Annotated in this window: 17 protein-coding genes; 9 read left to right on the top strand and 8 right to left on the bottom strand. The window is 67.4% G+C overall.

The features are described 5' to 3' along the window. Positions 1–57: 57 nt before the first annotated feature. The 3 genes from AB0H50_RS13825 (at position 58) to AB0H50_RS13815 (ending at position 2,185) form a co-directional block, all read left to right on the top strand. Entirely contained in the window at positions 58–612 is a 555-nt protein-coding gene (locus AB0H50_RS13825) for a DUF2599 domain-containing protein (RefSeq protein ID WP_357451141.1), read from the top strand. Positions 613–644: 32 nt separating this feature from the next. Next, positions 645–1,304: an NAD(P)H-binding protein gene (locus AB0H50_RS13820; protein WP_357451138.1), complete on the top strand. Its 660-nt coding sequence runs from the start codon at positions 645–647 to the stop codon at positions 1,302–1,304. Positions 1,305–1,957: 653 nt separating this feature from the next. After that, positions 1,958–2,185, top strand: a complete 228-nt coding sequence (locus AB0H50_RS13815) for a hypothetical protein (RefSeq protein WP_068064208.1) — start codon at positions 1,958–1,960, stop codon at positions 2,183–2,185. A 385-nt stretch (positions 2,186–2,570) separates the two neighbouring features. Here AB0H50_RS13815 and AB0H50_RS13810 read toward each other — a convergent pair whose 3' ends face one another. Together AB0H50_RS13810 and AB0H50_RS13805 are read right to left on the bottom strand one after the other, a co-directional pair. Beyond that, positions 2,571–3,458: a helix-turn-helix transcriptional regulator gene (locus AB0H50_RS13810; RefSeq protein ID WP_357451135.1), complete on the bottom strand. Its 888-nt coding sequence runs from the start codon at positions 3,456–3,458 to the stop codon at positions 2,571–2,573. A gap of 89 nt (positions 3,459–3,547) precedes the next feature. Then, positions 3,548–3,772, bottom strand: a complete 225-nt coding sequence (locus AB0H50_RS13805; RefSeq protein WP_067843577.1) for a DUF397 domain-containing protein — start codon at positions 3,770–3,772, stop codon at positions 3,548–3,550. 366 nt (positions 3,773–4,138) lie between these two features. Between AB0H50_RS13805 and AB0H50_RS13800 the strand changes: the two genes are divergently transcribed. Together AB0H50_RS13800 and AB0H50_RS13795 are read left to right on the top strand one after the other, a co-directional pair. After that, positions 4,139–4,936 (top strand): SAM-dependent methyltransferase, encoded by a 798-nt coding sequence (locus AB0H50_RS13800; RefSeq protein WP_357451131.1) that lies wholly within the window; start codon positions 4,139–4,141, stop codon positions 4,934–4,936. A 335-nt stretch (positions 4,937–5,271) separates the two neighbouring features. Then, positions 5,272–5,508 carry a hypothetical protein gene (locus tag AB0H50_RS13795; protein ID WP_357451128.1) on the top strand — a complete coding sequence of 79 codons (237 nt, stop codon included), beginning with the start codon at positions 5,272–5,274 and terminating at the stop codon, positions 5,506–5,508. Positions 5,509–5,619: 111 nt separating this feature from the next. Here AB0H50_RS13795 and AB0H50_RS13790 read toward each other — a convergent pair whose 3' ends face one another. Then, on the bottom strand, positions 5,620–5,880 hold the full coding sequence (locus AB0H50_RS13790; RefSeq protein WP_357451566.1) for an MCE family protein: 261 nt from the start codon (positions 5,878–5,880) through the stop codon (positions 5,620–5,622). Positions 5,881–5,999: 119 nt separating this feature from the next. On the opposite strand from AB0H50_RS13790, the gene AB0H50_RS13785 reads away from it, so the two are divergent. Beyond that, on the top strand, positions 6,000–7,370 hold the full coding sequence (locus AB0H50_RS13785) for a cytochrome P450 (protein WP_357451125.1): 1,371 nt from the start codon (positions 6,000–6,002) through the stop codon (positions 7,368–7,370). A 70-nt stretch (positions 7,371–7,440) separates the two neighbouring features. On the opposite strand, the gene AB0H50_RS13780 is transcribed toward AB0H50_RS13785, so the two are convergent. From AB0H50_RS13780 to AB0H50_RS13765, 4 genes are all read right to left on the bottom strand, one after another. After that, positions 7,441–8,667 (bottom strand): cytochrome P450, encoded by a 1,227-nt coding sequence (locus AB0H50_RS13780; RefSeq protein ID WP_357451122.1) that lies wholly within the window; start codon positions 8,665–8,667, stop codon positions 7,441–7,443. An 81-nt stretch (positions 8,668–8,748) separates the two neighbouring features. Further along, positions 8,749–9,999 carry a hypothetical protein gene (locus AB0H50_RS13775; protein ID WP_357451119.1) on the bottom strand — a complete coding sequence of 417 codons (1,251 nt, stop codon included), beginning with the start codon at positions 9,997–9,999 and terminating at the stop codon, positions 8,749–8,751. A gap of 5 nt (positions 10,000–10,004) precedes the next feature. Further along, positions 10,005–10,556: a nuclear transport factor 2 family protein gene (locus AB0H50_RS13770; protein ID WP_357451116.1), complete on the bottom strand. Its 552-nt coding sequence runs from the start codon at positions 10,554–10,556 to the stop codon at positions 10,005–10,007. Further along, a complete protein-coding gene (locus tag AB0H50_RS13765) occupies positions 10,556–10,780 on the bottom strand; it encodes a ferredoxin (RefSeq protein ID WP_357451113.1) in 225 nt (74 codons plus the stop codon). Before AB0H50_RS13765 ends, AB0H50_RS13770 begins: the two co-directional genes overlap by 1 nt. A 461-nt stretch (positions 10,781–11,241) precedes the next feature. Here AB0H50_RS13765 and AB0H50_RS13760 point away from each other — a divergent pair, with 461 nt between their 5' ends. The 3 genes from AB0H50_RS13760 (at position 11,242) to AB0H50_RS13750 (ending at position 13,791) form a co-directional block, all read left to right on the top strand. Continuing rightward, on the top strand, positions 11,242–11,418 hold the full coding sequence (locus AB0H50_RS13760; RefSeq protein ID WP_357451110.1) for a hypothetical protein: 177 nt from the start codon (positions 11,242–11,244) through the stop codon (positions 11,416–11,418). A 436-nt stretch (positions 11,419–11,854) separates the two neighbouring features. Beyond that, complete coding sequence (locus AB0H50_RS13755) at positions 11,855–13,114, top strand: helix-turn-helix domain-containing protein (RefSeq protein WP_357451107.1); 1,260 nt, start codon at positions 11,855–11,857, stop codon at positions 13,112–13,114. A 242-nt stretch (positions 13,115–13,356) separates the two neighbouring features. After that, positions 13,357–13,791, top strand: a complete 435-nt coding sequence (locus AB0H50_RS13750; RefSeq protein ID WP_357451104.1) for a CBS domain-containing protein — start codon at positions 13,357–13,359, stop codon at positions 13,789–13,791. 72 nt (positions 13,792–13,863) lie between these two features. Here the strand turns inward: AB0H50_RS13750 and AB0H50_RS13745 are convergent, their stop codons facing one another. Continuing rightward, complete coding sequence (locus tag AB0H50_RS13745; protein WP_357451101.1) at positions 13,864–14,295, bottom strand: pyridoxamine 5'-phosphate oxidase family protein; 432 nt, start codon at positions 14,293–14,295, stop codon at positions 13,864–13,866. Between the last annotated feature and the right edge of the window lie 53 nt (positions 14,296–14,348).

The raw sequence follows: 14,348 nt of genomic DNA, 5'->3' as shown, positions 1-14,348 counted from the left end.
CACAGAGCACGACGGCCACGCCAGCCAGACAGCACAGCGCCTCGGGAGGGAACGACAGTGAGACAGCGGACGCGGACAGCACACGACCGGCGGCCGCGCGTGGTGCACGGGGCGGCGGTCGCGCTGCTGGTTTCTCTCGTGGTCGCCGGTTGCGGCGGCGAGGACACGTCCACCGCGACGACGTCCGAGCTCGGCTCGCCCACGTCTTCCGCGCGCCCCGCCGCGACACCGACCATCGCGTCGATCTCGACCACCTCGCCCGCCACCCCCATCGCGGCGCAGCCGACTGTCGATCCCTACGAGGGCATTCCGCTGGTCGATCACGTGGAGTGGACCGAGAACGTCGACGGCGCTCGCCTGCTCGTCTTTCCATCGGAGGCCGGCCGCCGCACCACCTATCCCGGCTCGGACGAGCGGGCCTGGCAGGAGGTTCTCGCCCAGTCCCCCGACGCCGACGCCCCCGGCATGCGCGATCAGTTCATCTGCCATTGGGACTGGGCGCGCCTGGTGCAGCCGAACAAGCCGAGCTGGAATCTCGAACCGTGGCGGCCCGCGGTCGGTTACCCGGACACCGTGCAAGCGTCGTGCAACCCCGGCGGACCCGAGCGCTGACGGACCCTCACCCGCTACCGGAAAGGACACCCATGCGCATCGTGATCGCCGGTGGACACGGCAAGATCGCCCTGCTGCTCGCCGAATCGCTCGCCGCGACGGGCCACTCCGTCGACAGCCTGATCCGCAACCCCGACCACACCGCAGACATCGCCGCCACCGGCGCCCGTCCCGTCGTGCTGGATCTGGAACGGACCGATCGCACCGCACTCGCCGCCGTGCTGGCCGGGGCGGATGCCGTCGTCTTCGCGGCCGGCGCTGGGCAGGGCAGCGGCGCTGCCCGCAAATACACCGTCGACAAGGGCGGCTCGGTGCTGCTCGCCGACGCCGCGGAGCAGGCGGGCGTCCGCCGTTTCGTGCAGATCTCCACCATGGGCGCCGGTCTGCCGCCCGCGCCGGGCGCCGACGAAGTGTGGGCCGCCTACATCGATGCCAAAACCCAAGCCGAGGACGATCTTCGGGCCCGCGATCTGGACTGGACGATCCTGCGTCCGGGCCGGCTGCTCGACACCGAGGGCACCGGGCGGGTCACCCTGAGCGCGGACCGGGTCGGTCGCGACAGCATTGCCCGCGCCGACGTCGCGGCCGTCCTCGCCGCCGTGCTGTCCGCTCCGAATACCGTGCACACCACACTCGACCTCGTCGCCGGGGATACGCCGACGGCCGATGCGGTAGCCAGCATCAGTAGCTAATTGATAGCTGAATATCGTGTGACGCATCGGATTCGGCCAGCGGGATCCCAAAGACGGTTCCGTCGGCCGACTTGTCCGGCGGCCGCAGGCCAGCGATTTCGTGGCAAATTTGAAACGATTTACCGACGTCGCCGATTCACCATTCGAGACCTTGCGGCACCCGGGCGCAATGACGACCGTTCACTCCACGGAGCGGCCGACTACCGGCGCGCCTGCGCCGACGTGCCTGCGCAGGCCGGACAGCACGGGCCGTACCACCGCGGCGAACGCCTTCCGACCTGGCCAAGCGCGCACCTGGGCAGACGGGGACGAACACCGAGAGAAGGGCGAACCCTGGCGCCGCCGCGCCGATTCCGGGAACCGCCCGGTCGGGATGTCCGGCAGCTCCGGTCGCAACTGTGAAAAACCTTTTGCGCGAATACAATCGATCGTGCAGATGTACTTGCATATGAAAGGCGCGCGGACCTAAACTCAGTTCCGCAAAGCTATATAGGGGACAACTAGGGGAGGCCGTGTGGGCGAACCGAGGGCAAAGTCGCCGGAGGTTTGCTGCCGCCTACAGTCAGGGGGTTCGTATGGACCAACCACTTACCGGCGGCCGGATCGGGTTCGCCGACACCGCATTGGCCGACCAGCCAGCGAACGGTAGAGCTATGAGCACATCGTCGGCCCGCAGCGGCCACAGAAATACCGCGTACTCACGAGAAACGGCAGTCGCGTTCGTCATCGATGCCGTCGAGTCCACCGGCGCGGCCACCAGGAACGATTTCGACATCGATCGGATCGTGTCCACGGCGCACGCCATGGCCGACGACTGGGATCTCGAGGCGTTGCAGCCGGCGACGTTCTGGCGCATCGCGTCCACCTTCATCAGGCAGTAGCCGGTTCACCACCGTGCGCGGCGGAATAGCGCTGCGCGCCAACGAATCTCGCCTGCTTCCGACACGGACGGACAGCGTCTCCGCCCTGCCGGGTCCGTGCGTGTGACAACAGCGCGACCCTCGCGGCTTCTGCGTTCGTGCAGAACGACGGCGACTCTTGCGCTATGACAAGATTCCACGCCAATCTCTTTCGGTCCGCGTAATCCTGGCGGCAAGCATCAGAAACGCGACCGCTCGTAATCTTCGGCGCCGCCGAGTTCCATCCAGCGCGCCAGGTAGTCCTCAATGGCTCCGCATTGCATCTCCAGCGGCACTCGGCAATCTTCGGCCGCGCCGCAGAGTCTCCAGCCGCGCCGGGCGAATCTTCAGCGCTGCCGGGTGATCGTCACAGCCCCGCCGCGTACGACGCCAGTAGCTCGACCGACTTCTGCGGCGGCAAGGCCTGCACGCTCAAGCGGTCCATCACCGATAGGTACAGCGCCAGATCCTGCCTGCGGTCCAGGTACAGGGCGCTGGTCAAGTGCTCCAGGTACACGATGTCGGGTAGCTCGGGCTGGGCGAAGCGCAGGATGCTGAAGGAGCTGCCCGCGGCCGCGTGCTCGCCCGCCGAGTACGGCAGGACCTGAAGGGTCACGTTCGGAAGGCCGGCCAGTGCGATGAGATGATCCATCTGCTCGCGATGCACCTGCCGCCCGCCCACCGGACGGTGCAGCGCGGCCTCGTCGATCACCGCCCAGACGATCGGCGGATCCATCCGGTGCAGGATCTCCTGCCTGCGCTGGCGCACGGCGACACGTCGTTCGGTGTCGGCGTCGTCGTTGCCGAGAGACAAGACCGCCCTGGCGTATTCGGGCGTCTGCAGCAGGCCGGGCACCAGGTGCGCCTCATAGGTGCGGATCTTGTTGGCCGCCTGCTCCAAACCCAGGTAGGTGCCGAACCACGAGGGCAGCAGGTCGCTGTACCGATGCCACCAGCCGGGCTCGTTCGCCTGCCTGGCCAGCGCCAGGAAACGCTCGCGTTCGACGGGATCGGTGACGCCGTAAAGGGTTAGTAGATCACGGATGTCGCGTTCTTTGAAACCGGTGCGGCCCAACTCGAGACGACTGATCTTGGCGTGCGAACCACGAATCGCGTCGCCCGCGGCCTCTCGGGTGATGTTGCAACTCTCGCGTAGCTTGCGCAACTGCCCACCCAGGGCGATCCGGAGCACGGTCGGACCATGTTCCGCGACAACCGATTGCACGAGGCCGTCGTCATTGGGTTCTGCGATCATGGAGTTCGTCTCCGATACTCGGGGTTGCCCACCAGTGTGTCACACACTTGTCGTTTCGAGACACACCGCACCGATCGCAATGCTACCTTTCAGCTAGTCAAATCGTCGAATTCCCCGGCCTTTGCTCCGCGCACGAACGCATCGATCTCCGGACGTGTGTAGAAGAGGACCGCACCCTCCGGGTCGCGCGAGTTACGCACTGCGACCAGGCCGTTGGACACCTCCGCCACTTCGACGCAGTTGCCGCCACTGGGCCCGCTGTACGAACTCTTGCGCCAGGCGCCAGTGATCTTGTGTGTGGTTGTACCCGACATTTCCCACTCCTCGGTTTACTGCCAGTGTGAGGGACCTATCCGATGGGTGCTTGCAGATGCACTCTCAAACGTTCTTGCATTTGCACCCACGTTCGGACGATAGCACGAAGTTCGCCTTGCGGCACACAATAATTCGGACCTACCGGTCGGCTTTGAGGCGGGTGATTCCCAAGTCTCAGAAAGACCGTGATCAGCTGGCGCATCGGCTCGGCTCGGACCACCCCAATCTTGTACTGTCACAGAGCACATCGGATGTACCGTCCATTCGCGACAACCTTGGAGCCAGACGCGCGCGGCGCGCCCCGGACATCTGTCAAGGGCGGCGAACATCCGGCCAGCACGCACGTTCCCAAGGAGTCCTACGCGATGCCCGAAGACCAGAGCCCACTCATCCGCACCGACATCCCCCATTCCGCGCGAATCTGGAACTACTGGATGGGCGGCAAGGACTATTACGAAATCGACAGGGTCGCCGGTGATGCCGGCAAGGAGGTCGACCCCGACATCACCACGATGGCCGTGCAGTCGCGCCAGTTCCTGATCCGCGCGGTCCGCTACCTCGCCAGCGAGATCGGCATCCGCCAGTTCCTCGACATCGGGACCGGCCTACCGACCATGCAGAACACCCACGAGGTCGCGCAGAGCGTGGCCCCCGACGCGAAAATCGTTTACGTCGACAATGATCCGCTCGTGCTGACCCACGCCAGGGCCCTGCTCACCAGCACCACCCCGGAAGGCGTCACCACCTACGTCGACTGCGACTTCCACGATACGGAGCAGATCATCGCCGACGCGCGGAACGTGCTCAATTTCAACCAGCCGATCGCCGTCATGTTCATGGGCGTGCTCGGCCACGCGAAGACCTACGACGAATTGCTGCGCATCGTCGGCACGGCGCTCGACGCCGTGCCGTCGGGCAGCTACCTGGTGATGTGGGACGGCAGCGACGACAGCCAGGCGTACGTGACCCTCTGCGAGAACTACACCGGGACCGGCGGCGTGCCGTATGTGCCGCGCTCGCAGGCCCAGATTCGCGCCGTCTTCGACGGATTGGAGTTGGTCGACCCCGGCTTCACCTCCATCACCCAGTGGCGCGCCGCGCGTACCGAGGTGGGCGAGATCCGGCCGATTTCCGCATACGGAGCCGTCGCGCGCAAACCCTGACGCGCGCACCGCGAATCCGGCGAGCCGACGAATGGCAGGCGCGCCGAATGTCCTGACGTGTCATCGATAATCGAGACCGGCCGACGAAATTACTGACACGTCAGGAAGTATTGCGTCGCGCCGGGCAAAGTTCGTGCGCCACAACGGCGGTCGCCGCCCCCGTCGACGGCCGTTGTTTTCCATACCTTGTGGTCGTTCGTGCAAATGTACTTGCATCTGTAAGGTACGCGGCCCTAAACTCGGATCAAGAGAAAGCGGGGAGGTGCGCAGGGAGTTCGCGCCGGCGTCGCCAGACAATTCGCCTCCCCCATTGCCAGACGCGAGGGGCGGTCGACATGAGTCAGCCATTTCGAACTCCCTACCGGGACGTGCTCTTCGGAGGCGCCGGTGTCGAGACGTTGCGACCACTCGCCGCGGGCGACGTGTCCGCCGCCGATTGCGGCGCCGAACCCGGTGGCCTCACCTATCGCCGCGCCCGCGAGATCCTGCATGTCCACGAGGTGCACGGACCGCAGTGCAGGCAGTGGCTCGCGGCGGCGGCGTACTTGTCCGCGGGCCTGGACGACGAATAGCGACAGCGCGGATCTCGTTGCGGCGCAGTTTTTCCATTCAGATCATGCGTCCGGCGCGTCATCATTTCAGGCCGAGCGCCTCGACGCCGATCGCTACCGCGCGGAACCGCCTCACCTGCTCGACATCTGACGGTCCTCCGGCATCACGGAGGTGATGCCCATGATCACGCAGCGCAGGACCGGGCGATAGTCGTCCAGCAGCTCGGTGCCCGGCCGCAACAGCCGGGCCGCCGTCGCCAGCTGCTGCTCGTTCTCGGTGAAGACCGCGCGGGTGGTCTCGGCCAAACCCAGCACGCTGAGCAGCATTTCGTCCAGGTCCGCCGCCCGGTCCGCGACGGTCACGCCGGTCGCCGTCGCGTGTCGACGGTGCAGCCATAGCCCTGCGCGCGATCACGCGATCACGTATCCCTTGCTCGCGCCCGGTCGTCAGTAGTACTGTCCAGACACGTGTCCAGCATATGTCTGGATGGATATCCGTGGAAGGATTTCCGATGACTCCGGTGAAACCACAGCGCGTCTCCGGCGGCGAGCACGAGCACGGACATCTCGAGGAGTTCCGCTCCGACCCGATCGCGCTGATGCGCCGGGTGCGCGCCGAGTGCGGCGACATCGGCGCCTTCGAACTCGCGGGCAGACAGGTCATCCTGCTCTCCGGGGCGGAAGCCAACGAGTTCTTCTTCCGGGCCGGCGACGAGGAGCTCGATCAGGGTGAGGCCTATCCGTTCATGAAGCCGATCTTCGGCGAGGGCGTGGTCTTCGACGCCAGTCCGGAACGCCGCAAGGAGATGCTGCACAACCAGGCGCTGCGGGCCGAACACATGCGCGGGCACGGGGCCACGATCGCCGCCGAAGTGGAGCGAATGCTGGCGCGCTGGGGCGACGAGGGCGAGATCGACCTGCTCGATTTCTTCGCCGAGCTGACCATCTACACCTCCTCGGCATGCCTCATCGGCGTGAAGTTCCGCAACGAACTGGACGGCAGGTTCGCGCACCTGTACCACGAACTCGAACGCGGCACCGACGCCTTGGCCTACGTGGATCCCTACGCGCCGATCGAGAGTTTCCGCCGCAGGGACGGGGCGCGCGCCGCGCTCGTCGACTTGGTGCAGGGAATCATGGACCAACGGGCCGCCCGTCCCCCCGCCGAGCGCGGCGACCGAGACATGCTCGACGTGCTCGTCTCGGTGCCGGACGAGAACGGCGCGCCGCGCTTCAGCGCCGGCGAGATCACCGGCATCTTCATCTCGATGATGTTCGCGGGCCATCACACCACCTCCGGCACCGCCGCGTGGACCGTGATCGAACTGCTGCGCCGCCCGGAGCTGCTGGACGCCGTCGTCACGGAGCTGGACGAACTGTACGCCGACGGCTCGCCGGTGAGTTTCGGTGCGCTGCGCCAGATTCCGCGCCTGGAGGCGGTAGTGAAGGAGACGCTACGGCTGCATCCGCCGCTGATCATCCTGATGCGGGTGGCCAAGGGCGATTTCGAGGTCTGCGGTCACCACATCACCGAGGGCGACCACGTCGCCGCCACACCGGCCATCTCGAACCGGCTGCCCGAGGACTTTCCGGACCCCGACGCCTTCGACCCCGGCCGCTATATCGACCCCAATCAGGAGGACATCGTCAATCGCTGGACGTGGATTCCGTTCGGGGCCGGGCGGCACCGCTGCGTCGGCGCCGCGTTCGCGCTCATGCAGCTCAAGGCGATCTTCTCGATCCTGTTGCGGGACTGGGAGTTCGAGATGGCTCAGCCCTCGGAGAGCTACCGCAACGACCACTCGAAGATGGTGGTGCAGCTGGAGCAACCCTGCCGGGTGCGGTACCGCAGGCGCGGTGCGGCGGGCGGGCAGGGCGGCTGAGCGCGGGGACTCCGGCGGACGCGCTCGGACGACCGCGGCACCACACCGCGGCCATCCGAGCGGCACCGGCTCACTCGTATCGGACCTTCCAGCTCTTGACGCCGTTGATCCAGCCCGACCGCAACCGCACAGGATCCGAGACCTGGCGCAACGTCGGCATCGCGTCCGCGATCGCGTTGAACATCAGGTCGATCTCCAGCCGGGCCAGGTTCGCGCCGACGCAGTAGTGCGCGCCCGTCCCGCCGAAGCCGACGTGCGGATTGGGATCGCGCAGGATATCGAAGACGAACGGGTCGGTGAAGCCGTCCTCATCGAAATTGGCCGAGCTGTAGAACAATCCGAGCCGCTGGCCTGCCCGGATACGCTGCCCGCCCAGCTGCACGTCCTCGGTGGCGGTGCGCTGGAACGCGGTGACCGGAGTCGCCCACCGGACGATCTCGTCGGGTGCGGTGTGCGGGCGCCGCTCGCGGTAGATCTCCCACTGCCCAGGGTGATCCACGAAGGCCTTCATGCCGTGCGTGATCGCGTTGCGCGTCGTCTCGTTGCCCGCGACCGCGAGCAGGATGACGAAGAAGCCGAACTCGTCGGAGGCCAGCGCCTCACCGTCGACGTCGGCGTGCACCAGTTCGGAGACGATGTCGTGCGCCGGACAACCGCGACGCTGCTCGGCCATGGTCCACGCATAGCCGAGGATTTCGGCCGAGGCCACGGCCGGGTCGCCGTACTCGGGGTCGTCGTAGTTGAGCATCTGGTTCGACCACTCGAAGAGCTTGCGCCGGTCCTGCTGCGGAACGCCGAGCAGTTCGGCGATCGCCTGCAGAGGTAGCTCGCACGCCACCTGCTGCACGAAATCACCTCCGCCCGTGCGCTTCGCGGCGCGCACGATGCGCTGGGCCCGCTCGGTCAGCGCCGCGCGCAGGCTCTCGACGGCGCGCGGGGTGAATCCTTTGGAGACGATCCGGCGGATCTTGGAATGCTTGGGCGCGTCCATGTTCACCAGCAGCGCGCCGGTCAGCTCCATCTGCTCCGGTGTGATGTCGCCCGGCAGGCGGATGATCGCGCCCTTCCGCTGCGAGGAGTACAGCTCCGGATGGCGCGAGATCTCCTTGACGTCCTCCAGTTTGCTCACCACCCAGTAGCCCCCGTCGCGAAAGCCGCCCGAGGCGTCGTCGGACTGCGCGTTCCACCACACCGGCGCGATCCGGCGCAACAGCGCGAATTCCTCGACGGGACTGCGGTTCTGCCACAGCGCGGGATCGGTGAAGTCGAAACCCGCGGGCATCGACGGTGCGGTCATGTCTACCTCCTTGCGATGAAATGCCCTGCGGCGGTGCGCTTCACGCGGATTGATGATCGGGCGCGCGGCCCCGCGACACCGTCACACCACGGTGAGCGGCAAAGGTTTTCCGCGGTCGGCGAACTCGAACCCCGCACCGGTGCTGAATCGCGTCACCGCCACCTCGGCGCACTCGCGAAACGGTGTGTCGGCGAGCCCGAAATCGACGGTCAGCACGCCGTCTTCGGCGTCGGCTGCCGTGGCGAACCAGCGCGGGTTCACCGCGCGGGCCAGGGCGTCCAGCGGCGCGAGGTGATCGACGGCGAGCATGGCGGGCCAGGTGCCGTCGGTTGCGGCGCCGCTGTCGTGCGGAATGCGCAGGCGCACAATGCTGTCCGTGTGTTCGATGGCGATGCCCGTGTAGGGCAGCGGATTCAGCGCCGGATGCGCCGTGAGCACCGTGGCGAGAGCCTCCGCGTCGTCGCCGAGCCGCAGGCAGCGCCGGATGCGGTCCGCGGTGAGTCCGGCGATGCCGGTGAACTGCTTACGCGCGATCGCCGTCGCGGTCGGCGCGTCGGCCCTGGCGCGCACGGCCAGCACGAAACCGAGGGTGAGCAGGTGGTGCTGGAGGCACACCTCCTCGGCGATGCGCACCAGCGCCGAGTGCGAGAAGTCCGGGAAGCGCAGGTCGCTCAGCAGCGGTCCCGCGTAATCGGACAGCCCGTCCGCCGCGGCATCGATCGGGGCCAATTCCGTTCGGGCGGCGGCGGACTCGGCGACCAGACCGGCGTTGCGCGGTGTCGGCGGCGGCTCGTGCGCCGGATCGATGGTGACCCGCCAGGCGCAGACCGGCGTGCGGTCGGCGGGATGGCGGGGCGGGCGGTGGATCGGGCGCACCCGCGCGTGCGGATTGGTCGCCAGTGCGGTCGCGTCGAAGGTCGGGTCCTCGATGTCGTGACACATCGAGACGACGAAGTCCTCGCCCATCGGCTCCACGTCGGCCAGCGCGCCGCAGTGGTCGAGCCAGAACTCGCCGTGATCGCGGTCGTCCACGCGAAACCGGAAATCCATGAACTGCGGCGGCGCGCCGATGTCGAGCTGCAACCCCTTGAAGATGGTCGGCACGCTGTCGCCCGCGAAACCCAGCGCCCGCTGCATCCTGCGCGTGTACACCGGACTGGCCAGCTGCCACTCTTCGACGGCCACCTCCGCCATGCCGGTTCTGCCGAATGCGGTGATCGAGTGGGCCATTCCGGAGCGGTCGATGAGGTGCCCGCACAGCAGCAGTTCGGGCACCAGCGCGGCCAGCGTCGACCGGGAGAATCGCGCGTAGCGGCTCGGTGTCGTGCTCATCGCCGTCACCAGAGCGAGGCGGGCGCTTCGCCGACGCGGTACCAGCCCGGCAGCGGCGTACCGGAGGTCGAGCGGGCGATGCGCTGCTGCATACCCGGGGTCATCGCGTTGTTCGTGATCATCTCCAGGAACAGCGCCGAGACGTTGCCGAAGTCGAAGAAGTCGCGCTGCCACGACCATTGGAAGTCGCCGCCGTAGCGGAACCAGCTGCCGCCGATGCCCTCCGGGCTGTACGGGCGTCCATCGGGGCGTCGCGCGTCGGCGACCTGCTTCCAGAAACCGATCACCGTGCCGGAGCGATCGTCGACGACGAACTCCTGATACGGGTAGGTCCAGCCCTCCAGCCCGGCCATCTCCTGGCCGAGGGCGATATCGCGGATCTCGTCGCGCCCGACCGCCATGAATTCCTGGGTGGGACCGTAGTTCCAGCCGTAGGTGGCGTCCACGGTGTACATCTCGGCGAGGGGCTTCCAGTCACCCTTCTCCTCGCAGCGCTGATTCTCCACGATCCAGCGGCGGATCATCTCGTCGAGTTCGGCGCGGTCGTGAGTCGCCATCAGTGAGCACCTTTCGCGGCGTGGTCGGTCTCGTCGTCGGTGAGGGAGAGCGCCCTGGTCGGGCAGTAGCGGATCGCGCTCGCGACCGCCTCGCGCTGCTCCGGATCCGGGCTGGAATCGAGGATCTCGACGTGGCCGCGTTTGGGCACGGCGAAGACGGCGGGCGCCTCGGACTGGCAGACGGCGTGACCCTGACACAGATCGAGGTCGGCGGAGATCTTCACGGCGTTCTCCCCGCGCAGGCACCGGACATCCTGGCCGCCATCACACACCTCGATTTCGAGAACAGGTTCATCCAGACCGGCCGCCACGGATACAACCGTTGAGACAGATAGCTGGACACGTGTCTGGACAGTACCATCGCGACGGACGGTCAACAACGGTTTCGACGACAAGCCATTCGGCGACGGGCCCGGCGCTTCCGGACAGCGGGCGCGACGTAGTCACCGCCGACCGATTGCGTCACCACTGGCTTTTCGCCCCGAGGAGTCACCGACCGAGACAGCCAGCCCGTCCAAGATCACGGCGCGTTGCCAAAACCGTTATCACACAGCGATGTTCGCGCATCTGTACTTGCATCTGTATCGAACACCGACCTACACTCGGCCCGAAAAACAGAGGAGCTTCACCGAGCCCGTGTCAGCGTTGCCACGAGACTCCTCGCTACATCCCGAAGGTTTTTCACATGGATCAGCCGCTACATCGCTCCCGCCGGCTCGGCGTCGCCGATATCGCCGCCGTCTACGGCACCGAGGCACTGCACCGACGCATCGCCCAGTTGCGCGCCTGTGGACAGCACTACGCCGCGGTCGCCATTGAACGCGAGATCCGCAGCGGCGCAATGGAAGACGGATCGGAGTAGGCCGCGATTCACGCGGCCGGGATCGGCACGGACGACTCGGCTCCTCCGACCGGCACGCATCCGGCTCGCGCTCGGTCCCGCTCCGACCGACCGCGAGCACGGGGGAGCGCCCGAAGGCACCGATGACTGCCGAAGCGTCGATCGGCGATCGGCACCGGCGACCGGCACGACGGGACCACCCTCGGCGGGGAGCTCAAATGTGCACAGCTCGCCCGCGACCGTCCCGGACACTTCGCGTGTGATCGCCACGCGGTGGCACGCCGTACCGCGCTCCCGCCGCCGGCGCCTTTCCCACGCCTTGCATCCGGAGCCGCGCACAACGGTGCTGCGGTGCAATGGATCTCAGAGAACACTCGCCGTGCCCATAACCGTTTCGTATAGTGATGCAACGATTCGGGCGCCGTTCCATTACGTCCGATGTGGCACTGGAGCACTGATGACCTTCACCGCGCTGGACCTGTCCACCGACCCGTCCGCCACGGCGCTCGAAATCGGCGGCCAGCCGGCGTCGGTACCGCTGCAGAACACCGACGGCGTCGCGTCGCGGATGGTCGGCTACTTCGCCACCTGCGTCGCCCCGTGCCGGACGTTGCCCGGCGAGCAGATGCGCGGCGACGTCACCAAGGTGACCCGCTTCTGCCTCGCGCTGGCCGCCGAGATGCTCGATCGCAGGACCGTGCCCGACGACGACCAACTCGGCGAGGTCAGGGAGGCCGCCGCCCAGTGGGCGCGCGAAGCGGTGCCGCTCGGCACCATCCTGCGCGCCTATCACGAAGGTCTGCGCATCGCGTTCGGGATGGTCACCGAAAGCGCCAAGGCCGACGACGTGGACGAGGTGATCGTCGCGACCGATCTGGTGCTGGAACTACTCGAGGTCATCACGGCCGCGGTCTCCGACGCCTACGTCGACGAGCAGCACCTGGTCGCCCGCGAGCACCAGACCGCCGCGCAGACCCTGGCCTCCGCGCTGCTCAGCGGACGCGGCAGTTCCGCGCTGGCGAGGCAGGCCGGCATCCCGATCGCGGAGTCGTACCAGGTGGTGGCGCTCTCGGTGCCGGAGCATCCGGACGAGCGCGATCCGCGGGTCGACGCGCAGGTGGCCGCGCGCCGCAAACTACGCCGACTACAGTCCGAGCTGGCCACCGTCTTCCGCTCGCGCGCGCTGGCCCTGCTGTCCACCAAGGGCGGCACGCTGCTCATTCCGTTGGGCGAGGACATCCCCGAGCTCACCCCCGAACTCCTCGACACCCTCTCCGCCGGGGCCGAGGTTCCGCTCACCGCCACGGTGATCGTCGGCGACACCGATCGGATCCCGGATTCCGCCGAGCAGGCCCATGAGCTGCTGAATCTGGTGCGGGTTGGCGGTCGCCCCGCCGGGCTCTATCAGATGTCCGATCTGGCGGTGGAGTACCAGCTCACCCGCGGCGGCCCCGCGGCTCGCAGGCTCGCCACCATCCTCGACCCGCTCGACGCGCACCCCGAACTGTTCGACACCATGCGCGCCTACCTGGGCAACGACATGAACCGGCAGCTCACCGCACGCCAGCTGTACGTGCACCCGAACACCGTCGACTACCGGCTGCGCCGCATCGCGCAGCTGACCTCCATCGATCTGGCCACCTCGGCGGGGATCTCGCAGGCGGCCATCGCCCTGCTGGCCAGGGATCTCGACCGCAGCGTCGCCCGGCGCTTGTAGTCGCACCGTCGCATCAACGGCGGAGGTATGCCCAACTGGTGCGCCCGGACGGAGTCCGCCCGTAGCTCGCGCACGGCCCGGATCGGACGCGGCAGGTACGCGCCGGACGCGGCCCGTCACCGATCCGCGCGTGGCCGCAGTACGCCTGTTGTGGCACGACCGCGCAACGATGCGGATTCGTGCTGGTCACACGGTCCCGAACTTGCGATCCTGGAACCCCGTGAGTCTGGATGGTGAAAAGTATGCGAATCGCGGAGATCTTGCGCAGGAAAGGTAGCGAAGTCGCCACGGTGCCGCCCGACACGACGGTGCGCAGCCTGCTGGCCACGCTGGCCGAGCACAATATCGGCGCGGTGGTGGTCTCCCCCGACGGGATGCGGATCGCGGGCATCGTCTCCGAGCGCGATGTGGTGCGCCGCCTGCACGAGCTCGGCGCCGACCTGCTGGACACGCCCGTCGCGGACATCATGACCGTCGAAGTCCGCACCTGCGTCCCCGACGACCACGTCGACAGCCTGCGCCGGATCATGACCGACCACCGGATCCGGCATCTGCCGGTGGTGCGGGACGGCGCGCTGATCGGCATCGTCAGCATCGGAGACGTGGTCAAGAGCGCGATCTCGGAGCTCGCGACCGAACGCCAGCACCTGGTCGACTACCTCCAGGGCCGGTACTGAGCAAGCGGCGCCCCGGTATCGAGCGGCGCTCCGCTATCGAGCGGTGGGCGCTCCGGTACTCAGCGGCGGGCGCTAGAGCGCCGAAAGGTCGCCGAGGTCGGCGGACAGCCAGTGCTCGGGTCGCATGTAGACCGCGACCTGCTCGCCGTGCGCCTCGGCGGCCCGCAGGTAGGCATCGACCTTGTCCGGCGGCAGGTAGCGGGCGACCATTTCGCGGTGCAGCTCGTCGGTCATCGGCGTGATGCGGGTGACCGGCCCTTCCACGCTGACGTAGCGCACCGTGGGCTCGAGCCGCTGCACCATCAGGCTGAAGCGGCCTGCCTGCCGGATGCAGCGCATCTTCTGCGACTCCGCGCCGGTCAGCACGCACACTTCGGCGCCAGGCGAGTACTGGTACCAGATCGGCAGGTTCAGCGGACCGCGATCCTGGCCCGCCGCCACTGCGAACGCCGCGATGTGCGGCTGCGCGAGAAACTGTTGACGCTCATCCTTGCTCAACGGCATACGCTCCAGGCTAGTGCGTGAAACACGTTGTCCACCTGAAAGCTTCGTCACCA

It is taken from the genome of Nocardia sp. NPDC050793 (assembly GCF_040654065.1).
Lineage (GTDB): Bacteria > Actinomycetota > Actinomycetes > Mycobacteriales > Mycobacteriaceae > Nocardia.
Note: the sequence above shows the minus strand (reverse complement) of the source record. Positions and strands in the feature narration are given on the sequence as shown.

Excerpts from the sequence above, each read along its gene's own strand:
- AB0H50_RS13760 (WP_357451110.1), top strand. The coding sequence starts at position 11,242 with ATGGATCAGCCGCTACATCGCTCCCGCCGGCTCGGCGTCGCCGATATC.
- AB0H50_RS13815 (WP_068064208.1), top strand. The coding sequence starts at position 1,958 with ATGAGCACATCGTCGGCCCGCAGCGGCCACAGAAATACCGCGTACTCA.
- AB0H50_RS13770 (WP_357451116.1), bottom strand. The coding sequence starts at position 10,556 with ATGGCGACTCACGACCGCGCCGAACTCGACGAGATGATCCGCCGCTGG.
- AB0H50_RS13800 (WP_357451131.1), top strand. The coding sequence starts at position 4,139 with ATGCCCGAAGACCAGAGCCCACTCATCCGCACCGACATCCCCCATTCC.
- AB0H50_RS13805 (WP_067843577.1), bottom strand. The coding sequence starts at position 3,772 with ATGTCGGGTACAACCACACACAAGATCACTGGCGCCTGGCGCAAGAGT.
- AB0H50_RS13810 (WP_357451135.1), bottom strand. The coding sequence starts at position 3,458 with ATGATCGCAGAACCCAATGACGACGGCCTCGTGCAATCGGTTGTCGCG.
- AB0H50_RS13780 (WP_357451122.1), bottom strand. The coding sequence starts at position 8,667 with ATGACCGCACCGTCGATGCCCGCGGGTTTCGACTTCACCGATCCCGCG.
- AB0H50_RS13755 (WP_357451107.1), top strand. The coding sequence starts at position 11,855 with ATGACCTTCACCGCGCTGGACCTGTCCACCGACCCGTCCGCCACGGCG.
- AB0H50_RS13795 (WP_357451128.1), top strand. The coding sequence starts at position 5,272 with ATGAGTCAGCCATTTCGAACTCCCTACCGGGACGTGCTCTTCGGAGGC.
- AB0H50_RS13745 (WP_357451101.1), bottom strand. The coding sequence starts at position 14,295 with ATGCCGTTGAGCAAGGATGAGCGTCAACAGTTTCTCGCGCAGCCGCAC.
- AB0H50_RS13750 (WP_357451104.1), top strand. The coding sequence starts at position 13,357 with ATGCGAATCGCGGAGATCTTGCGCAGGAAAGGTAGCGAAGTCGCCACG.
- AB0H50_RS13820 (WP_357451138.1), top strand. The coding sequence starts at position 645 with ATGCGCATCGTGATCGCCGGTGGACACGGCAAGATCGCCCTGCTGCTC.
- AB0H50_RS13775 (WP_357451119.1), bottom strand. The coding sequence starts at position 9,999 with ATGAGCACGACACCGAGCCGCTACGCGCGATTCTCCCGGTCGACGCTG.
- AB0H50_RS13785 (WP_357451125.1), top strand. The coding sequence starts at position 6,000 with ATGACTCCGGTGAAACCACAGCGCGTCTCCGGCGGCGAGCACGAGCAC.